Annotated in this window: 16 protein-coding genes; 12 read left to right on the forward strand and 4 right to left on the reverse strand. The window is 68.2% G+C overall.

What is annotated here, in order from left to right; translation table 11 throughout:
- Nucleotides 1–21: 21 nt before the first annotated feature.
- Nucleotides 22–468, reverse strand: a complete 447-nt coding sequence (locus tag ACQG3P_RS08275; protein ID WP_217537682.1) for a hypothetical protein — start codon at nucleotides 466–468, stop codon at nucleotides 22–24.
- Between the two features lie 406 nt (nucleotides 469–874).
- Here ACQG3P_RS08275 and ACQG3P_RS08280 point away from each other — a divergent pair, with 406 nt between their 5' ends.
- The 4 genes from ACQG3P_RS08280 to ACQG3P_RS08295 all read left to right on the forward strand — a co-directional run bounded on the left by ACQG3P_RS08280 (nucleotide 875) and on the right by ACQG3P_RS08295 (nucleotide 6,265).
- Entirely contained in the window at nucleotides 875–3,718 is a 2,844-nt protein-coding gene (locus ACQG3P_RS08280) for a M16 family metallopeptidase (protein ID WP_426804753.1), read from the forward strand.
- Between the two features lie 128 nt (nucleotides 3,719–3,846).
- On the forward strand, nucleotides 3,847–4,164 hold the full coding sequence (locus ACQG3P_RS08285; protein ID WP_093535545.1) for a DUF4156 domain-containing protein: 318 nt from the start codon (nucleotides 3,847–3,849) through the stop codon (nucleotides 4,162–4,164).
- Between the two features lie 113 nt (nucleotides 4,165–4,277).
- Nucleotides 4,278–5,294, forward strand: a complete 1,017-nt coding sequence (locus ACQG3P_RS08290) for a 3-oxoacyl-ACP synthase III (RefSeq protein ID WP_068848332.1) — start codon at nucleotides 4,278–4,280, stop codon at nucleotides 5,292–5,294.
- An 80-nt stretch (nucleotides 5,295–5,374) separates the two neighbouring features.
- On the forward strand, nucleotides 5,375–6,265 hold the full coding sequence (locus tag ACQG3P_RS08295; RefSeq protein WP_426804754.1) for an alpha/beta fold hydrolase: 891 nt from the start codon (nucleotides 5,375–5,377) through the stop codon (nucleotides 6,263–6,265).
- Nucleotides 6,266–6,356: 91 nt separating this feature from the next.
- Here the strand turns inward: ACQG3P_RS08295 and ACQG3P_RS08300 are convergent, their stop codons facing one another.
- Entirely contained in the window at nucleotides 6,357–6,734 is a 378-nt protein-coding gene (locus ACQG3P_RS08300) for a YkgJ family cysteine cluster protein (RefSeq protein ID WP_068848335.1), read from the reverse strand.
- Nucleotides 6,735–6,839: 105 nt separating this feature from the next.
- Between ACQG3P_RS08300 and oleC the strand changes: the two genes are divergently transcribed.
- From oleC to ACQG3P_RS08315, 3 genes are all read left to right on the forward strand, one after another.
- Complete coding sequence (oleC, locus tag ACQG3P_RS08305) at nucleotides 6,840–8,495, forward strand: olefin beta-lactone synthetase (protein WP_426804755.1); 1,656 nt, start codon at nucleotides 6,840–6,842, stop codon at nucleotides 8,493–8,495.
- On the forward strand, nucleotides 8,492–9,502 hold the full coding sequence (gene oleD / locus ACQG3P_RS08310) for a 2-alkyl-3-oxoalkanoate reductase (RefSeq protein WP_184126229.1): 1,011 nt from the start codon (nucleotides 8,492–8,494) through the stop codon (nucleotides 9,500–9,502). Before oleC ends, oleD begins: the two co-directional genes overlap by 4 nt.
- Before the next feature lie 61 nt (nucleotides 9,503–9,563).
- Nucleotides 9,564–9,719, forward strand: a complete 156-nt coding sequence (locus ACQG3P_RS08315; RefSeq protein WP_068854496.1) for a DUF1328 domain-containing protein — start codon at nucleotides 9,564–9,566, stop codon at nucleotides 9,717–9,719.
- Between the two features lie 98 nt (nucleotides 9,720–9,817).
- Here ACQG3P_RS08315 and ddlA read toward each other — a convergent pair whose 3' ends face one another.
- Nucleotides 9,818–10,921 carry a D-alanine--D-alanine ligase gene (ddlA, locus tag ACQG3P_RS08320; protein ID WP_426804756.1) on the reverse strand — a complete coding sequence of 368 codons (1,104 nt, stop codon included), beginning with the start codon at nucleotides 10,919–10,921 and terminating at the stop codon, nucleotides 9,818–9,820.
- A gap of 130 nt (nucleotides 10,922–11,051) precedes the next feature.
- On the opposite strand from ddlA, the gene ACQG3P_RS08325 reads away from it, so the two are divergent.
- From ACQG3P_RS08325 to ACQG3P_RS08335, 3 genes are read left to right on the forward strand one after another with little or no spacing between them, the layout of a single operon-like run.
- Nucleotides 11,052–11,693, forward strand: a complete 642-nt coding sequence (locus ACQG3P_RS08325; RefSeq protein WP_068848343.1) for a ubiquinone biosynthesis accessory factor UbiJ — start codon at nucleotides 11,052–11,054, stop codon at nucleotides 11,691–11,693.
- A complete protein-coding gene (gene ubiB / locus ACQG3P_RS08330) occupies nucleotides 11,690–13,348 on the forward strand; it encodes a ubiquinone biosynthesis regulatory protein kinase UbiB (RefSeq protein WP_093535187.1) in 1,659 nt (552 codons plus the stop codon). The genes ACQG3P_RS08325 and ubiB overlap by 4 nt, the downstream gene beginning before the upstream one ends.
- A gap of 11 nt (nucleotides 13,349–13,359) precedes the next feature.
- Nucleotides 13,360–14,082, forward strand: a complete 723-nt coding sequence (locus tag ACQG3P_RS08335) for a pseudouridine synthase (RefSeq protein ID WP_184126400.1) — start codon at nucleotides 13,360–13,362, stop codon at nucleotides 14,080–14,082.
- A gap of 43 nt (nucleotides 14,083–14,125) precedes the next feature.
- Here the strand turns inward: ACQG3P_RS08335 and ACQG3P_RS08340 are convergent, their stop codons facing one another.
- Nucleotides 14,126–14,683 carry a DUF2059 domain-containing protein gene (locus ACQG3P_RS08340; protein ID WP_068848348.1) on the reverse strand — a complete coding sequence of 186 codons (558 nt, stop codon included), beginning with the start codon at nucleotides 14,681–14,683 and terminating at the stop codon, nucleotides 14,126–14,128.
- Between the two features lie 190 nt (nucleotides 14,684–14,873).
- Between ACQG3P_RS08340 and arfB the strand changes: the two genes are divergently transcribed.
- Nucleotides 14,874–15,305 carry an alternative ribosome rescue aminoacyl-tRNA hydrolase ArfB gene (gene arfB / locus ACQG3P_RS08345; protein ID WP_093535185.1) on the forward strand — a complete coding sequence of 144 codons (432 nt, stop codon included), beginning with the start codon at nucleotides 14,874–14,876 and terminating at the stop codon, nucleotides 15,303–15,305.
- Between the two features lie 46 nt (nucleotides 15,306–15,351).
- Nucleotides 15,352–15,912, forward strand: a complete 561-nt coding sequence (locus tag ACQG3P_RS08350; protein WP_254622084.1) for a lysophospholipid acyltransferase family protein — start codon at nucleotides 15,352–15,354, stop codon at nucleotides 15,910–15,912.
- Nucleotides 15,913–15,944: the final 32 nt, after the last annotated feature.

Raw genomic sequence — 15,944 nt, forward strand, 5'->3', positions numbered from 1 at the left:
CCGACCGTTGGTCGGTACGCTTCAGCGAACCGCGAAGGCCTGCAGGTCGTTCGGCGACGGGCGCACCTGCAGGGTCGGCAGGTTGATGATCACGTCGCGGGCGATCGTGCCGGCGGCGGAGGCCAGTGCACCCATGTAATCGGTGCTGCGGGTGTCCTGCTCGGCAGCCAGGGCTTCGCGCTGTTCGGCGGTCGGGCGGACTTCAACGGCGGCCAGGGTGGTGACGCGCTGGCTGTTGGCCAGTTCGGCACGGTATTCGGCGATCTGGCCGGCGGTCGGACGGACTTCCACCAGCGCCAGGGTCGGGATGCTGCTGGTGCGTTCGACTTCGGCCTGGGCCAGCTGGTCGGCGGCGGGGCGGACCTGCACGGTCGGCAGCGTGGTGATGGCGGAAGCGGCATGCACGTTCGAAACAAACGCGGAGCCGGCAGCGAGGGCGATGGCAATTGCGATGGTCTTGGTGTTCATGACGGGGCCTGTTTAGTGTTGGTGAGCAGTGGTGTGGTAGTAAGGTAGTACACCGAATCTGGGAGTGCAAGAGAAATTTTCAGATTCCGCGTTGTGTTCAGCGAGCAGTCAGCGTTGGTTTGATCGCGTCCTTTCCGCACTTGGGTATAAGCAGGCCCCGTGCCAACTTTTAGTTGTTGATTTGAAAGGGTTTTGTCGGATGCGCAGAGTGTCCGCTGTCCGGACACCTGTCCGATCCAAGGCTGCGCGACTGTCCGGACGGGGGTTCAGGTGGCGGCAGAAGGCGCGGCGGCGGTCAGCGACGCGCCCGGAAAGTTCCCTGACAAAGGGAGTGACTGTTGGCCGATGCCTTTACCCGTAGTCCCGGGCTAGCATCCCCCTTCACTTTCATGACCAAGGAAACGGAATGGCCTCCCAACTTCGACCGCGTGCCGCGCTGCTGGCTGTAGCGCTTTCCGCCGCCCTGGGCAGCTTCGCCCCGGCCCCGGTGATGGCAAAGCCGGCGCAGGTCGCCAAGGTCGACATTCCGTTTGAAGAGTTCACCCTGCCCAACGGCCTGCGCGTGGTGGTGCACACCGACCGCAAGGCGCCGATCGTGGCGGTGAACATCTGGTACCACGTGGGCAGCAAGGACGAACCGGCCGGCCGCACCGGCTTTGCGCACCTGTTCGAACACCTGATGTTCCAGGGCAGCGAAAACCACGCCGGCGAATACTTCGAACCGTTCAAGCAGGTCGGCGTGACCGGCCAGAACGGCACCACCAACACCGACCGCACCAACTACTTCGAGAACGTCCCCACCACCGCGCTGGACATGGCGCTGTGGATGGAATCGGACCGCATGGGCCACCTGCTCGGCGCGATCGACCAGGCTGCGCTCGACGAACAGCGCGGCGTGGTGCAGAACGAAAAGCGCCAGGGCGAGAACCAGCCTTACGGGCAGGTGTGGGACAAGCTCACCCGCTCCATGTACCCCGAAGGCCACCCGTACCACCACGGCGTGATCGGGTCGATGAACGACCTCAACGCGGCTTCGCTGGACGACGTCAAGAACTGGTTCCGCACCTGGTACGGCCCCAACAACGCGGTGCTGGTGCTGGCCGGTGATATCGACGTGGCCACCGCCAAGGAAAAGGTCGCCCGTTACTTCGGCGACATCCCGGCCGGCCCGAGCATGGCCCAGCCGGCGGTCAACGTGGCCAAGCGCGAGACGTCCACGCGCGAAACCATGACCGACAAGGTGCCGCAGGCACGCATCTACCGTGTCTGGAACGTCGCCCAGACCGGCACCACCGACATCGACCAGCTGCAGCTGTTCGCGCAGGTACTGGGCGGCGCCAAGTCCTCGCGCCTGGACCAGCGCCTGCTCCACCAGGACAAGCTGGTGGACAACATCAGCGCCGGTGCCTACACCTCGCAGCTGGGGTCCAACTTCGTGATCATGGCCACCGTCAAGCAGGGCGTGGACCCGGCCAAGGTCGAAGCGATCATCGATGAGGAAGTGCGCCGCCTGGTCAAGGACGGCCCCACCGCCGATGAGCTGAGCCGCGGCAAGACCGCGTTCCGCGCCGGCTTCATCCGTGGCATCGAACGCATCGGCGGGTTCGGCGGCAAGGCCGACGCGCTGGCCGAGTGCGCCGTGTTCGAAGGCGACCCGGGCTGCTTCCGCCGTTCGCTGGCCAACATCGACGCCGCCAGCGCCGCCGACGTGCGCGCCGCCGGTGCCAAGTGGCTGGGCGTGGGCGACCACACCCTGGTGGTGGAACCGGGCGCGCGCGTGGCGCTGCCGGAACTGCCGTCGGCCACCCCCAAGTCGTTCACCGTGCCGGGCGTGGACCCCAGGTTCAGCACCAGCCCGACCGTGGTGGACCGCAGCACCGGCGTGCCGCAGACCAAGACCTTCCCGGAACTGAAGTTCCCGCAGCTGCACCGCGCCACGCTGAAGAACGGCACGCAGGTGATCCTGGCCGAGCGTCATGACATTCCGGTGGTGCAGTTCAGCTATGAATTCCCCGGTGGTTTCACCGCCGACCAGGGCCGCAAGTCCGGCACCGCGAACTTCACCATGGACCTGATGGGCGAGGGCGCTGGCAAGCTGGGCGCACTGCCGTTCGCCGATGCGGCCGACGCACTGGGCGCCAGCCTGGGTGCATCGGCCACGCTGGACAGCGCCGCCGTGTACCTGTCGGCGCTGAAGGAAAACCTGGCCCCGTCGCTGGCCCTGTACGCGGACATGCTGCGCCAGCCGCGCTTCGACCAGGCCGAGATCGACCGGGTCAAGGCCACCTGGATCGCCGGCATCCAGCAGGAGAAGGTCAACCCGAACGCCTCGGCCATGCGGGTGCTGCCCACCCTGCTGTATGGGGCTGGCCATCCGTACGCCATTCCGTTCACCGGCAGCGGCAACGAAGCCGACATCCAGGCGCTGACCCGCGCCGACCTGGTCGACTTCCACCGCGATTGGCTGCGCCCGGAGCAGGGCACCCTGATCGTGGTCGGTGACACCACCCTGAAGGAAATCGTGCCGCTGCTGGAGCGCCAGCTTGGCGACTGGAAGAGCAGCACCCCGGCACCGCAGGCCAAGGCGCCGGTGGATGTCGCGCGCCCGGCCAAGGCCCGCGTGTACCTGATTGACCAGCCCGGCGCGGTGCAGGCCAACCTGTTCGCCGGCCAGGTGGTGCCTTCCACCATGGACGCCGGTGCCACCCGCTTCGACATCGCCAACGGCGTGCTCGGCGGCGACTTCACCTCGCGCCTGAACATGAACCTGCGCGAGGAGAAGCACTGGTCCTACGGTGCCCGCACCATGGCCAGCAGCACCCTGGGCCAGCGCCCGTGGATGGCCGTGGCCCCGGTCCAGATCGACAAGACCGCCGAGGCAATGAAGGAGATGCAGAAGGAAATCGCCGACTTCGCCTCCGGTGCCGAAACCATCACGCCGGCCGAGGTCACCCGCATCCGCAACATCCAGAACCTGAGCCTGCCGGGCGCCTACGAGACCGCCAGCGCGGTGCTGGGCACCATCAGCGGCATCGTCCGCTATCAGCGCCCGGACGACTACGTGTTCAAGCGCAAGGCCGAGATCGAAGCGATGACCCCGGCCCAGGTGCAGCAGGCCGCCGCCACGCTGGATCCCAAGACCCTGACCTGGGTGGTGGTGGGCGACCTGAAGCAGACCGAAGCCCCGGTGCGCGCGCTGAACCTGGGCGAAGTGACCATCATCGACGCCGATGGCAAGCCGGTGAAATAAAGGCGCCGGGCCCCGCCCGGCCACACCCCCGTAGCGCCGGGCCCTGCCCGGCTGCCCGGGGGCTGTGCACCCGCGATTCAGCCTGTTCAGGCAGAATCGCCCCAATGACCTTCACGAGCGTCCCCGCCATGCGCCTTCTGCTGCTTTCCGTTCTGACCCTCAGCGCCACTGCCTGCACCTGGGTGCCGATCGAACCGGTGGGCAAGACCGTCCGCGTGCTGCCGTCCGGCCCGGTGCCCACCGGCTGCGTCACCAAGGGCGAGGTGGTGGTCACCGTGAAGGACAAAGTCGGCTTCTACAACCGCAACCCGCTGCGGGTGCAGGAAGAGCTGGAAACCCTGGCCCGCAACGAGGCCCCCAGCGCCGGCGCGAATGCGGTCCAGGCGTCGGGCCTGCCGGCGGATGGCAGCCAGCGTTTTGCCGCCTTCCAGTGCCCGCCACGCTGAACCCGTCAGGTCCGGGCCGGAACCATACGCCCGGACGTGAATTCGTAAAGGTGCGGTGAAGGCGCAGGGGGCTTACAATAGCGCCCCCTTTGCCTGAGCCTTGGCGCTAACTGATGCTCTTCAAGAATGTATCGATCGCCGGCCTGGCGCACATCGACGCGCCGCACACGCTGACGTCCAAGGAAATCAACGAACGTCTGCAGCCGACGCTGGATCGCCTGGGCATCCGTACCGACGTGCTGGGCGATATCGCCGGCATCCACGCCCGCCGCCTGTGGGACGCGGACATGCTCGCCTCCGACGCCGCGACCCTGGCTGCCCGCAAGGCGCTGGACGACGCCGGCATCGGCGCTGACAAGATCGGCCTGCTGGTCAACACCTCGGTCAGCCGCGACTACCTGGAGCCGTCCACGGCCAGCATCGTCTCGGGCAACCTGGGCGTCAGCGACCAGTGCATGACCTTCGACGTCGCCAACGCCTGCCTGGCCTTCATCAACGGCATGGACATCGCCGCGCGCATGCTTGAACGCGGCGAGATCGACTATGCGCTGATCGTCGATGGCGAAACCGCCAACCTCGTCTACGAGAAGACCCTCGAGCGCATGGCCCTGCCGGGCGTGACCGCCGACGACTTCCGCAACGAGATGGCCGCCCTGACCCTGGGCTGTGGCGCTGCCGCCATGGTCATGGCGCGCACCGAACTGGTGCCCGACGCGCCGCGTTACCGCGGTGGCGTGACCCGTTCGGCCACCGAATGGAACCAGCTGTGCCGCGGCAACCTGGACCGCATGGTTACTGACACCCGCATGCTGCTGATCGAAGGCATCAAGCTGGCCCAGAAGACCTTCGTGGCCGCCCGCGAAGCACTGGGCTGGGCGGTGGAGGAACTGGACCAGTTCGTCATCCACCAGGTCAGCCAGCCGCACACCGCCGCCTTCATCAAGAACTTCGGCATCGACCCGAAGAAGGTGATGACCATCTTCGGTGAGCACGGCAACATCGGTCCGGCCTCGGTGCCGATCGTCCTGAGCAAGCTCAAGGAGCTGGGCCGCCTGAAGAAGGGCGACCGCATCGCGCTGCTCGGCATCGGTTCGGGCCTGAACTGCTCGATGGCCGAAGTGGTCTGGTAAACCGCCACTTCAGCGCCGCCGCGCGGTTCTTTCCATACTCGAGGGCCGGTTCTACCGGCCCTTTCCACAGGTGCGCTTCCATGCCCAAGCTTCCCGGTTACCCCACCCATCCGCAGCGCTTCGAGGTCCGCCCGGGCCTGACGATGAGCTATCTCGATGAAGGCCCGCGCGATGGCGAGGTGGTGGTGATGGTCCACGGCAACCCGTCGTGGAGCTACTACTGGCGCACGCTGGTGGCCGGGCTGTCGGACCGCTACCGCTGCATCGTGCCCGACCACATCGGCATGGGCCTGTCGGACAAGCCCGATGACGCGCACTACGAGTACACCCTGCAGTCACGCGTGGACGACCTGGACGCGCTGCTGGCGCACCTGGGCATCACCGGCCCGGTCACCCTGGCCGTGCACGACTGGGGCGGCATGATCGGCTTTGGCTGGGCGCTGTCGCACCATGCGCAGGTCAAGCGCCTGGTGGTGCTCAACACCGCCGCCTTCCCGATGCCGGCGGCCAAGCAGATGCCGTGGCAGATCGCGCTGGGCCGGCACTGGAAGATCGGCGAGTGGATCATCCGCACCTTCAACGCGTTTTCGTCCGGTGCCTCGTGGCTGGGCGTGGAGCGGAAGATGCCGGCGGACGTGCGCCGTGCCTATGTGTCGCCGTACAACAGCTACGCCAACCGGATCAGCACCATCCGCTTCATGCAGGACATTCCGCTGAGCCCGGCCGACAAGGCCTGGTCGCTGCTGGAACGCGCCGGCAAGGCGCTGCCGTCGTTCGCCGACCGCCCGGCCTTCATCGGCTGGGGCCTGCGCGATTTCGTGTTCGACCACCACTTCCTGGCAGGCTTCCAGGCGGCGCTGCCGCAGGCGCAGGTGCACGCGTTCGAAGATGCCGGGCATTACGTGCTGGAAGACAAGCACGAGGTGCTGGTGCCGGAGATCCGCGCGTTCCTGGACCGGAACCCGATTTGACGGGCGTGACGACCAACGGTCGTCACCTACCGAGGGTTGGCGTGGCGCGTGCAGGCGGTAGGTGACGACCGTTGGTCGTCACGCGCACGGGTCATGCCGCGTCGGGGTGGTCCGCGCCATCCCGCCAGGCCCAGCTCTCCAGGCTCAGCGCCGGCAGCCCATGGATCGCCCGCGCCTTGTCGCACTGCGGGCTGGCCTTGCCGAACTCCCACGATGCATCCACCTCGCGGCACACGCTGGGGCGGTTGGGGTGGATGCTGCAGCGTGAATACACCCCGATCTCCGCATCCAGCGCCACGCAGCGCACCGGCTTGGAATGGGTGCCGCGCATGCACAGGCGGTGCGGGTCGAGCGGCTCGGTCAGCTGGTGCGGCACGCCGCCGGGGGTGACCTCGTCCGATTCCATCCAGTGGAAGGCCACGCGGTACTGGGTGCAGCAGGCGCCGCACGTCATGCAGGGATGGGACATGGGCGTGCCGCCTCGGGCGGCAGGGGGATGGAAAGGCGAAGGGGGCGAATTTTCCACGCCTGCGTCCGCCGCGCAAGAATTTTCTGCAGCGGCGACAATGAACGGATGAACAGCCCGATCAACATCGCCGCGCGCCTGCCCGAACTGGCCCGCGAACGCCCCGACCAGATCGCCATCCGCTGCCCCGGCCGGCCCGGCCCCGGGGGCATGGCGCGCTATGACGTGACCCTCGATTACCGAACCCTGGACGCCCGCAGCGACGCCATGGCCGCCGGCCTGGCGGCCTACGGCATCGGCCGCGGCGTGCGTGCGGTGGTGATGGTGCGGCCCTCGCCCGAGTTCTTCCTGCTGATGTTCGCGCTGTTCAAGAACGGCGCGGTGCCGGTGCTGGTCGACCCGGGCATCGACAAGCGCGCGCTGAAGCAGTGCCTGGACGAGGCCCAGCCGGAAGCCTTCATCGGCATCGGCCTGGCCCACGTGGCGCGGCTGGTGCTGCGCTGGTGCCCGTCCGCCACGCGCCTGGTCACGGTCGGCCGCCGCTGGGGCTGGGGTGGCACCACCCTGGACCAGCTGGAAGCGCAGGGCGCACGCCAGCCGCAGCCGATGGCCGCCACCGATGGCGAGGATGTCGCCGCCATCCTGTTCACCAGCGGCTCCACCGGCGTGCCCAAGGGCGTGGTCTACCGCCACCGCCATTTCGTCGGCCAGGTGGACCTGCTGCGCTCGGCATTCGGCATGGAGGCCGGCGGGGTCGACCTGCCCACCTTCCCGCCGTTCGCGTTGTTCGACCCGGCGCTGGGGCTGACCTCGGTCATTCCGGACATGGACCCGACCCGCCCGGCCAAGGCCGACCCGCGCAGGCTGCACGACGCCATCGCCCGTTTCGGCGTGACCCAGCTGTTCGGCTCGCCCGCACTGATCCGGGTGCTGGCCGACCACGGCCAGCCGCTGCCCGGCGTGCGCCGGGTGACCTCGGCCGGCGCGCCGGTGCCGCCGGACGTGGTGGCCCGCATCCGCCGCCTGCTGCCCGACGACGCCCAGTTCTGGACCCCGTATGGCGCCACCGAGTGCCTGCCGGTGGCGGTGATCGAAGGCCGCGAGCTGGAAAGCACCCGCCAGGCCACCGAAGCCGGCGCCGGCACCTGCGTGGGCCGCGTGGTGGCGCCCAACGAGGTGCGCATCATCGCCATCGACGACGCCCCGCTGCCGCACTGGTCGCAGGCGCGCGAAGTGGCCCAGGGCGTGGTGGGTGAAATCACCGTGGCCGGCCCGACCGCCACCGACAGCTACTTCAACCGCCCGCAGGCCACCGCCGCGGCCAAGATCACCGAAACGCGCGCCGACGGCAGCACCCGCGTGGTGCACCGCATGGGCGATGTCGGCTACTTCGATGCCGACGGCCGCTTGTGGTTCTGCGGGCGCAAGACCCAGCGCCTGGAAACCGCGCATGGCCCGCTGTACACCGAACAGGTGGAGCCGGTGTTCAACGCACTCGACGGCATCGCGCGCACCGCGCTGGTCGGCGTGGGCCCCGCTGGCCGGCAGCTGCCGGTGCTCTGCTATGAACTGCAGCCGGGCAGCGCCGATTCGCCGGCCCTGCAGCAGCGGTTGCGCGATGAAGCGGCCGCGCATGCCGGCACGCTGCGCATCGAACGCTTCCTGCTGCACCCCGGCTTCCCGGTCGATATCCGCCACAACGCCAAGATCGGCCGCGAGAAGCTCGCGGTCTGGGCGGCAACCCGAATGGAACAACCCGCATGAAGATCCTTGTCACCGGTGGTGGTGGTTTCCTCGGCCAAGCGCTGTGCCGTGGCCTGGTCGCGCGCGGCCATGAGGTCCTCAGTTTCAACCGCGGCGATTACCCGCCGCTGGCCGCGATGGGCGTGGGCCAGATCCGCGGCGACCTGGCCGACGCCGACGCCGTGCGCCACGCGGTGGCCGGGGTGGATGCGGTGTTCCACAACGGCGCCAAGGCCGGTGCGTGGGGCAGCTATGAGAGCTACCACCTGGCCAACGTGGTAGGCACCGACAACGTCATCGCCGCCTGCCGCAGCCACGGCGTGCGCACGCTGGTGTACACCTCCACGCCCAGCGTCACCCACCGCGCCACCCACCCGGTGGAAGGCCTGGGTGCCGATGAAGTGCCGTATGGCGAGAACTTCCAGGCCCCGTACGCGGCCACCAAGACCATCGCAGAGCAGCACGTGCTGGCCGCCAACGACGCCACCCTGGCCACCGTCGCACTGCGCCCGCGCCTGATCTGGGGCCCGGGCGACCAGCAGCTGGTGCCGCGCCTGGCCGAACGCGCGCGCGCCGGCCGCCTGCGCTTCGTTGGCGATGGCAGCAACCTGGTCGACACCACCTACATCGACAATGCCGCGCTGGCCCACTTCCTGGCCTTCGAACACCTGGCCCCGGGCGCGGCGTGCGCCGGCAAGGCGTACTTCATCTCCAACGGCGAACCGCTGCCGATGCGCGAGCTGCTCAACAAGCTGATGGCCGCCGTGGGCGCGCCGCCGGTGGAGAAATCGATCAGCTTCAAGACCGCTTACCGCATCGGAGCGGTGGCCGAACGGCTGTGGCCGCTGCTGCGCCTGCGCGGCGAACCGCCGATGACCCGCTTCCTCGCCGAGCAGCTGTGCACGCCGCACTGGTACAGCATGGAACCGGCGCGGCGCGACTTCGGCTACGTGCCGCAGGTGAGCATTGACGAAGGGCTCACGAGGCTGAAGGCTTCATCGCGCGGCGAGGAATCCATCACTTCCTGAACACCGGGGGTTGGTGAAGATGGCAGCACGCCAATCCGGCACGCACGACGCGAGGATCGACATGCTGCACTACGCCGTAATCTTTTTTGTCATCGCCATCATTGCGGCGGTGCTCGGCTTCTCCGGCATCGCCGGCGCTGCCAGCAACATTGCCTGGATCCTGTTTGTGGTGTTCCTGATCCTGGCCATCATTTCGATGTTCCGTAAGCGAGGGTAGTAGCGCAGGATCCTGCGCGCCCCCTCTCTCCGGGCAACCAGGATCCAGCGCAGTCTCCGACGGCCTGGCGCTCGCAAGAGCGCCGGGCCGTCGTTGCTTCAGGTGCCGGTGATCGAACTGCGGAGCGCGCGCTCGCTGGCGTGCCGTTCCAGCGCCAGCTCCAGCAGCCGGGTGATCAGCGCGGTGTAATCCAGTCCGCTGGCCGCCCATAGCTTGGGATACATGCTGATCCGGGTGAAGCCGGGCAGGGTGTTGATCTCGTTGATGACCACCTCGCCATCGCGGGTGAGGAACACATCCACCCGCGCCAGCCCCGCGCAGTCCAACGCCTGGTAGGCGCGCACCGCGATCTCGCGGATGCGCTGCTGGTCGGCTGCGCTGATGTCGGCCGGCACCACCACATCGGCGCCGCTTTCGCTGATGTACTTGGTGTCGTAGGAATAGAACTCGTCGTGCACCACCACCTCACCGCACACGCTCGCCTCGGGCGACGCGTTGCCCAGCACCGCGCATTCGATCTCGCGGCCGTCGATGGCCGCTTCCACCAGTGCCTTGTGGTCGTAATCCAGTGCCAATGCCAGCGCGTCCTGGAATTCCTGCGCCGTGCGCACCTTGCTCACGCCCACCGACGAGCCCTGGTTGGCGGGTTTGACGAACAGGGGGCTGCCCAGCCGGGCGGTCAGCGCGGCGTAGTCGGCTGCGCCTGCGGTGGCCCGGGTGAAGCAGGCGAACGGTGCCACGGCCAGCCCGGCATCGCGCAGCAGGCGCTTGGCCACATCCTTGTCCATCGCCACCGCCGAGCCCAGCACGCCCGAGCCCACGAAGGGCAGGTTGGCCATGCGCAGCAGCCCCTGCAGCGAGCCGTCCTCGCCCAGCGTGCCGTGCACGATCGGGAATACCACGTCGATCTGGGCCAGCGCGGCCGCCGGCGTGGCCGGCACCAGCTGCTGGCGTTCGGCGCCGGGCAGCACCGCCACGCCCTGGCCGGAACGGTTCAGCGCGATCCGCGCCGGGTCGTCGGCGTGCAGCAGGAACCCGTCCGGGTCGCTCACATGCCACTGTCCCTGCTTGTCGATGCCGATCAGGGTGACCTCGAAACGCTCCTTGTCCAGCGCATCCAGGATGTTTTTCGCCGACTGCAGCGAGACCTCGTGTTCGGCCGAACGGCCGCCGAAAATGATGCCAACCCGGATCCTGCCCATGCTGCTGCCGCTCCTGCCATGCGTGTGAGGGATATTGTAGAGCCACGCCCTGCGTGGCTGGAGCGGCCGACGATGGTTCAGCCACGCGGCGCGTGGCTCTACGCATCAAGGCGGCGGGTACAATGACGCAATGGCACGCTCCCTGCTCTCTTCCCTCAAGCCCCTGGCCGGCAATGCGCTGCAGCTCGCGCTCAACCGCACCCTGGCGCTGGACCCCGATACCCGCCGCGCGCTGGTCGCGCTGGATGGCCGCCACATCGCCCTGACCCTGGAATCGCCCGCGCTGGCGATGCGGATCGGTGTCGAGGGCGAGCGCCTCACGGTGGGCCCGGTAGATCCGCAGCAGGAACCGGACCTGGCCGTGCGCAGCACGTTGGGCGGGGTGCTGGCACAGCTACCGTTCCTGGCCAATGCACGCCGTGGCGGCGACGCCCCGGCCGGGCGGGTCAAAGTGTCCGGCGATGCCGAACTGGCGCGCCGCCTGCAGCAGCTGGCCAGCCGTTTCGATCCGGACTGGCAGCAGCCGTTCGTGCGGGTGTTCGGCGAAGTCCTGGGCGTGCAGATCGCCAATGCCCTGCGTTCGGCCCTGCAGCATGCACGCCGTGGCGCGTCCGACCTGGCGCACAGCGCCGCCGATTTTGTCACCGAGGAGTCGCGCGACGTGGTAGCCCGAGCCGAACTGGATGCCTTCCATGACGATGTGGATGTGATGCGCGACGACGTCGAGCGCATCGCCGCCCGCGTGCAGCGCCTTGCCCAGGTGCGCGCATGAAGGCGGTGTTCCGGGCAAGCCGCATTGGCCGGGTGATCCTGCGCTACCGCCTCGACGACCTGCTCGAAGGCACTCCGCTGGAAGGCTGGCTGCGCCTGGCCAAGCCGTTCGTGCCGCGCGCCTCGGCCGACATCGCGGTGCAGTCGCGGGGCGCGCGCCTGCGCCTGGCGCTGCAGGACCTCGGCCCGATCTTCGTCAAGTTCGGGCAGATCCTGTCCACCCGCCGCGACCTGATCCCGGCCGATATCGCCAACGAACTCACCCTGCTGCAGGACCGGGTCAAACCGTTCGATGGCGCCACCGCGCAGCGCATCGTGGAAGCCGCGCTTGGCCGCCCGGTCAGTGAGGCGTTCGCCAGCTTCGACCTGGAGCCACTGGCCTCGGCCTCGATCGCCCAGGTGCACGCCGCCACGCTGGCCGATGGCCGCCAGGTGGTGGTCAAGGTGCTGCGCCCGGATATCGAAAAGCAGATCGACGCCGACATCGCGCTGCTCAAATCGGCCGCCGCGCTGGTCGAACGCACTCACCCGCGCGCCGACAAGATCCGCCCGCGCGAAGTGGTGGCCGAAGTCGAAAACACCCTTGCCGCCGAGCTGGACCTGCAGCGCGAAGGCGCCAATGCCAGCGTCCTGCGCCGCAACTGGGTGGACTCGGACGACCTGTACGTGCCCGAGGTGGTCTGGAGCCACACCGCCGAACGCGCGCTCACCCTGGAACGGGTGTGGGGCATTCCGTCGGATGACATCGCTGCGCTGGACAAGGCCGGGATCGACCGCAAGGCGCTCGCGGCCAAGGGCGTGCGCGTGTTCTACACGCAGGTGTTCCGCGACAACTTCTTCCACGCCGACGCGCACGCCGGCAACATCTGGGTGGATGTCGATCCGGCGCGCCGCGACAACCCGCGCTTCATCGCGCTGGATTTCGGCATCATGGGCCAGCTGTCCGAGGAAGATCAGTACTACCTGGCCGAAAACTTCATGGCCATCTTCAACAAGGATTACCGGCGCATGGCCGAGCTCCATGTCGAAGCCGGCTGGATGCCCAACAACGTGCGCATCGATGAACTCGAAGCCGCCGCGCGTTCGGTATGCGAACCGTACTTCACCCGCCCGCTGTCGCAGATCTCGCTGGCCGAAGTGCTGATCAAGCTGTTCCGCGTGGCCCAGCGTTACGAACTTACCCTGCAGCCGCAGCTGATCCTGCTGCAGAAGACGCTGCTCAACATCGAAGGCGTGGGCCGCCAGCTGGATCCGGAACTGGACATCTGGGCAGTGGCGCGGCCGGTGCTGGAACGCATCCTGCGCGAACGCTACAGCCCGCGCCGCGTGTTCAAGGAACTACGCAAGCGCCTGCCGGAAATCATGACCCACACCCCCGACATGCCGCGCCTGGTGCACGCCTGGCTGCGCCAGCAGGTGGAAGGTGGGCATGAGCTGTCGATGCGCTCGCAGGACCTGGTGGCACTCAACAGCAACCTGCAGAAGCTGCAGAAGCGCGCCGTGGCCGCCATTGCCGGCGTCGGCCTGCTGATCGTGGCGGCGGTGCTGTACGGCATGCAGCCGGGCGGCTGGTACTTCGGCGATGCGCCGGTGTGGAGCTGGGTGAGCGGGGCAGCGGGTCTGTTCTCGCTGGCCAGCGCCTGGTGGCGCCGGTGACCGATATCGGGATGTCCGCCGACGCCACGGTCGAGGCGCCGGTGGCGCTGCCGCCGCTGCAGCTGCTGCACGTGGACGAGCGCCTGGCCGTGGTCAACAAGCCGGCCGGGCTGATGGTCCATGACAGCAAGCTGGCCCGGGGCGAAGATGATTTCCTCGCAGACCGCCTGCGCGAGCAGCTGGGCAAGCCGATCTTCCTGGTCCACCGCCTCGACCGCGCCACCAGCGGCTGCCTGCTGCTGGCCTTCGACCGCGAAAGCGCCAGCGTGCTGGGCAAATCGCTGATGGGCGGCGATGTCACCAAGGATTACCTGGCCATCTGCCGTGGCTGGCCGGCCGAAGAAGCGTTCACGGTCGACCACGACCTGGATGGCGGCCCCGGCAAGCCGGTGAAGAAGCCCGCCATCACCCATTTCCAGCGCGTGGCCGTGGGCGAGATCAGCGTGCCGGTGGGCGAGTTCGCCACCTCGCGCTACGCGCTGCTGCGCTGCCAGCCGCAGACCGGGCGCTTCCGCCAGATCCGCCGGCACCTCAAGCACCTCTCACATCACCTGATCGGCGACACCAGCCACGGCGATGGCCGCCACAACCGCAGCTTCCGCATGCAGGGCATCCACCGCATGCTGCTGCACGCCGAACGCCTGCGGTTCCCGCATCCCGATGGCACGCTGATGGATGTCAGCGCGCCGGTGGATGGCGAGTTCCGCAAGGCGATGGATCTGTTTGGGTGGTAGCGGTGAGGCGCACGACCAACGGTCGTGCGCTACCGATGGGGCTCTACTTCTTGGCCGGAGCCGGGGCTGCCGCCGGTGCGTTTCCTTCGTTCACGATCGCCTCCAGGTCCTTCTGCAGGTCCACGAACAGCGGCTGCATCTTGTCCTGGATGGCCACCATCACGTTCTGCATCAGCGCCGGGGTCTTGTCCAGCAGGCTCTGCCCGGCCGAGCTCTCGTAGAACTCGGCCATGGCCAGCACGTCTTCCTTGCTGAAGGTCTTCTTGTAGAGGTCCACGTACATCGGCCGCAGCTGCTGCCACGACAGCGCCTGGCGGATGGTCTGGTTGGTGCGCTGTTCGATGCGCTGCAGCTGCGCCTTCTTGGCCTCATCCAGCTGGCGCTGTTCGGCCACCTGCTGGAACTGCTGGCGCTGCATCGCCTCGATCTGCGGCAGCATGGTGTCCAGCATGCTCTGCGCGCGCGACGCCGCCAGCAGGCGGTTGATGTCCGCGTCCGACGGCGGCGCGGCCAGCGCCGGGGCAATGGCGGCCAGGCCCAGCGCGAGGGTCAGGGCCAGGCGGGTCAGGCCACGGCGGGCCGGCGAACGGGTCGACATCATGTAAGTGCATCCTGCGTTGCGTGGAAGCCCGAGCATACCTGCGATCCGGTCAAGCAGCCGTGCGCGCGTCGCATTGCCGCTTCCGGTGCCGACGGTTCCGGCCCGTACCCGGCTTTTATGCCCCTTATCGGCGGTATTGGTGAACATTACGGTCACCTCAGGCGGCGATCCTGCCCTTACAATGCCGCCCATGGGAAACGGGCCTGTCACCATCAACGCGCACCTGGCGATTCCGGACACGGAGATCGTCGAACGTTTCGTGCGCGCCAGCGGGGCCGGCGGGCAGAACGTGAACAAGGTCTCCAGCGCCGTTGAACTGCGGTTCGACGTGGCCGGTTCGCCCTCGCTGCCCGAGCCGCTGCGCACCCGCCTGCTGGCCCGGCGCGACCGGCGCATGACCGGCGAGGGCGTGCTGGTCATCGATGCCCAGCGTTTCCGCACCCAGGACCGCAACCGCGATGACGCGCGCGAGCGCCTGGCCGCCTTCATCCAGGCCAGCCTCAGCGTGCCCAAGCCGCGCGTGGCCACCAAGCCCTCGCACGGCTCCAAGCTGCGCCGGCTGGATGAAAAGAAGGGCCGCGCGCAGATCAAGCGCGGCCGCACCACACGCAATTGGGAGTGATTGCTTGAACAACCGAAGTCCGCTGCTGCCGGCCGTGCCGCCCAGCATGCCGCAGGTCAAACCGAACCGCTTCCTGCGCTGGCTGGCACGCTGCACCCTGCGCCTGGGCGGCTGGAAAGTCACCGGCACCTTCCCGGACGTGCCCAAGCTGGTCTTCATCGTCGCCCCGCACTCCTCCAACTGGGACGGCTTCTGGGGCATGGCGGCCAAGATCGCGCTGGGCATGCAGGTCAAGGTGCTGGGCAAGGCCTCGCTGTTCTGGTGGCCGCTGTCGCCACTGCTGCGCACCCTCGGGGTGATCCCGCTGGACCGCAGCTCGCCGCAGGGCACCGTGGAACAGGCGGTGAGCCTGCTGCGCAACTCCGACCGCCTCTGGTACGCCATCACCCCCGAGGGCACCCGTAAAGCGGTGACCCACTGGAAGGCCGGGTTCCTGAAGATCGCCCGCATGGCCGACGTGCCGGTGCTGGCCTGCTATTTCCACTATCCGGAAAAGACCATCGGCATTGGCCCGCTGTTCTACTCCACCGGCGACGACGTGGCCGACATGGCCGCCATCCGTGAGTATTACCGCCCCTGGCAGGGCAAGAACCGCGGCACCGTTTGAAGCAAGCCCAGGCGCCACGTCCGGCACATGCC

Source organism: Stenotrophomonas sp. SrG (assembly GCF_050031795.1).
GTDB classification, from domain to species: Bacteria; Pseudomonadota; Gammaproteobacteria; order Xanthomonadales; family Xanthomonadaceae; genus Stenotrophomonas; species Stenotrophomonas rhizophila_A.

Bases quoted from the DNA above. Each gene is read 5' to 3' on its own strand.
- oleD (WP_184126229.1), top strand. From the start codon at position 8,492: ATGAAGATCCTTGTCACCGGTGGTGGTGGTTTCCTCGGCCAAGCGCTG.
- ACQG3P_RS08350 (WP_254622084.1), top strand. From the start codon at position 15,352: ATGCCGCAGGTCAAACCGAACCGCTTCCTGCGCTGGCTGGCACGCTGC.
- ddlA (WP_426804756.1), bottom strand. From the start codon at position 10,921: ATGGGCAGGATCCGGGTTGGCATCATTTTCGGCGGCCGTTCGGCCGAA.
- ACQG3P_RS08325 (WP_068848343.1), top strand. From the start codon at position 11,052: ATGGCACGCTCCCTGCTCTCTTCCCTCAAGCCCCTGGCCGGCAATGCG.
- ACQG3P_RS08285 (WP_093535545.1), top strand. From the start codon at position 3,847: ATGCGCCTTCTGCTGCTTTCCGTTCTGACCCTCAGCGCCACTGCCTGC.
- ACQG3P_RS08315 (WP_068854496.1), top strand. From the start codon at position 9,564: ATGCTGCACTACGCCGTAATCTTTTTTGTCATCGCCATCATTGCGGCG.
- ACQG3P_RS08300 (WP_068848335.1), bottom strand. From the start codon at position 6,734: ATGTCCCATCCCTGCATGACGTGCGGCGCCTGCTGCACCCAGTACCGC.
- ACQG3P_RS08280 (WP_426804753.1), top strand. From the start codon at position 875: ATGGCCTCCCAACTTCGACCGCGTGCCGCGCTGCTGGCTGTAGCGCTT.
- ACQG3P_RS08335 (WP_184126400.1), top strand. From the start codon at position 13,360: ATGTCCGCCGACGCCACGGTCGAGGCGCCGGTGGCGCTGCCGCCGCTG.
- oleC (WP_426804755.1), top strand. From the start codon at position 6,840: ATGAACAGCCCGATCAACATCGCCGCGCGCCTGCCCGAACTGGCCCGC.
- ubiB (WP_093535187.1), top strand. From the start codon at position 11,690: ATGAAGGCGGTGTTCCGGGCAAGCCGCATTGGCCGGGTGATCCTGCGC.
- ACQG3P_RS08340 (WP_068848348.1), bottom strand. From the start codon at position 14,683: ATGATGTCGACCCGTTCGCCGGCCCGCCGTGGCCTGACCCGCCTGGCC.
- ACQG3P_RS08290 (WP_068848332.1), top strand. From the start codon at position 4,278: ATGCTCTTCAAGAATGTATCGATCGCCGGCCTGGCGCACATCGACGCG.
- ACQG3P_RS08275 (WP_217537682.1), bottom strand. From the start codon at position 468: ATGAACACCAAGACCATCGCAATTGCCATCGCCCTCGCTGCCGGCTCC.
- arfB (WP_093535185.1), top strand. From the start codon at position 14,874: ATGGGAAACGGGCCTGTCACCATCAACGCGCACCTGGCGATTCCGGAC.
- ACQG3P_RS08295 (WP_426804754.1), top strand. From the start codon at position 5,375: ATGCCCAAGCTTCCCGGTTACCCCACCCATCCGCAGCGCTTCGAGGTC.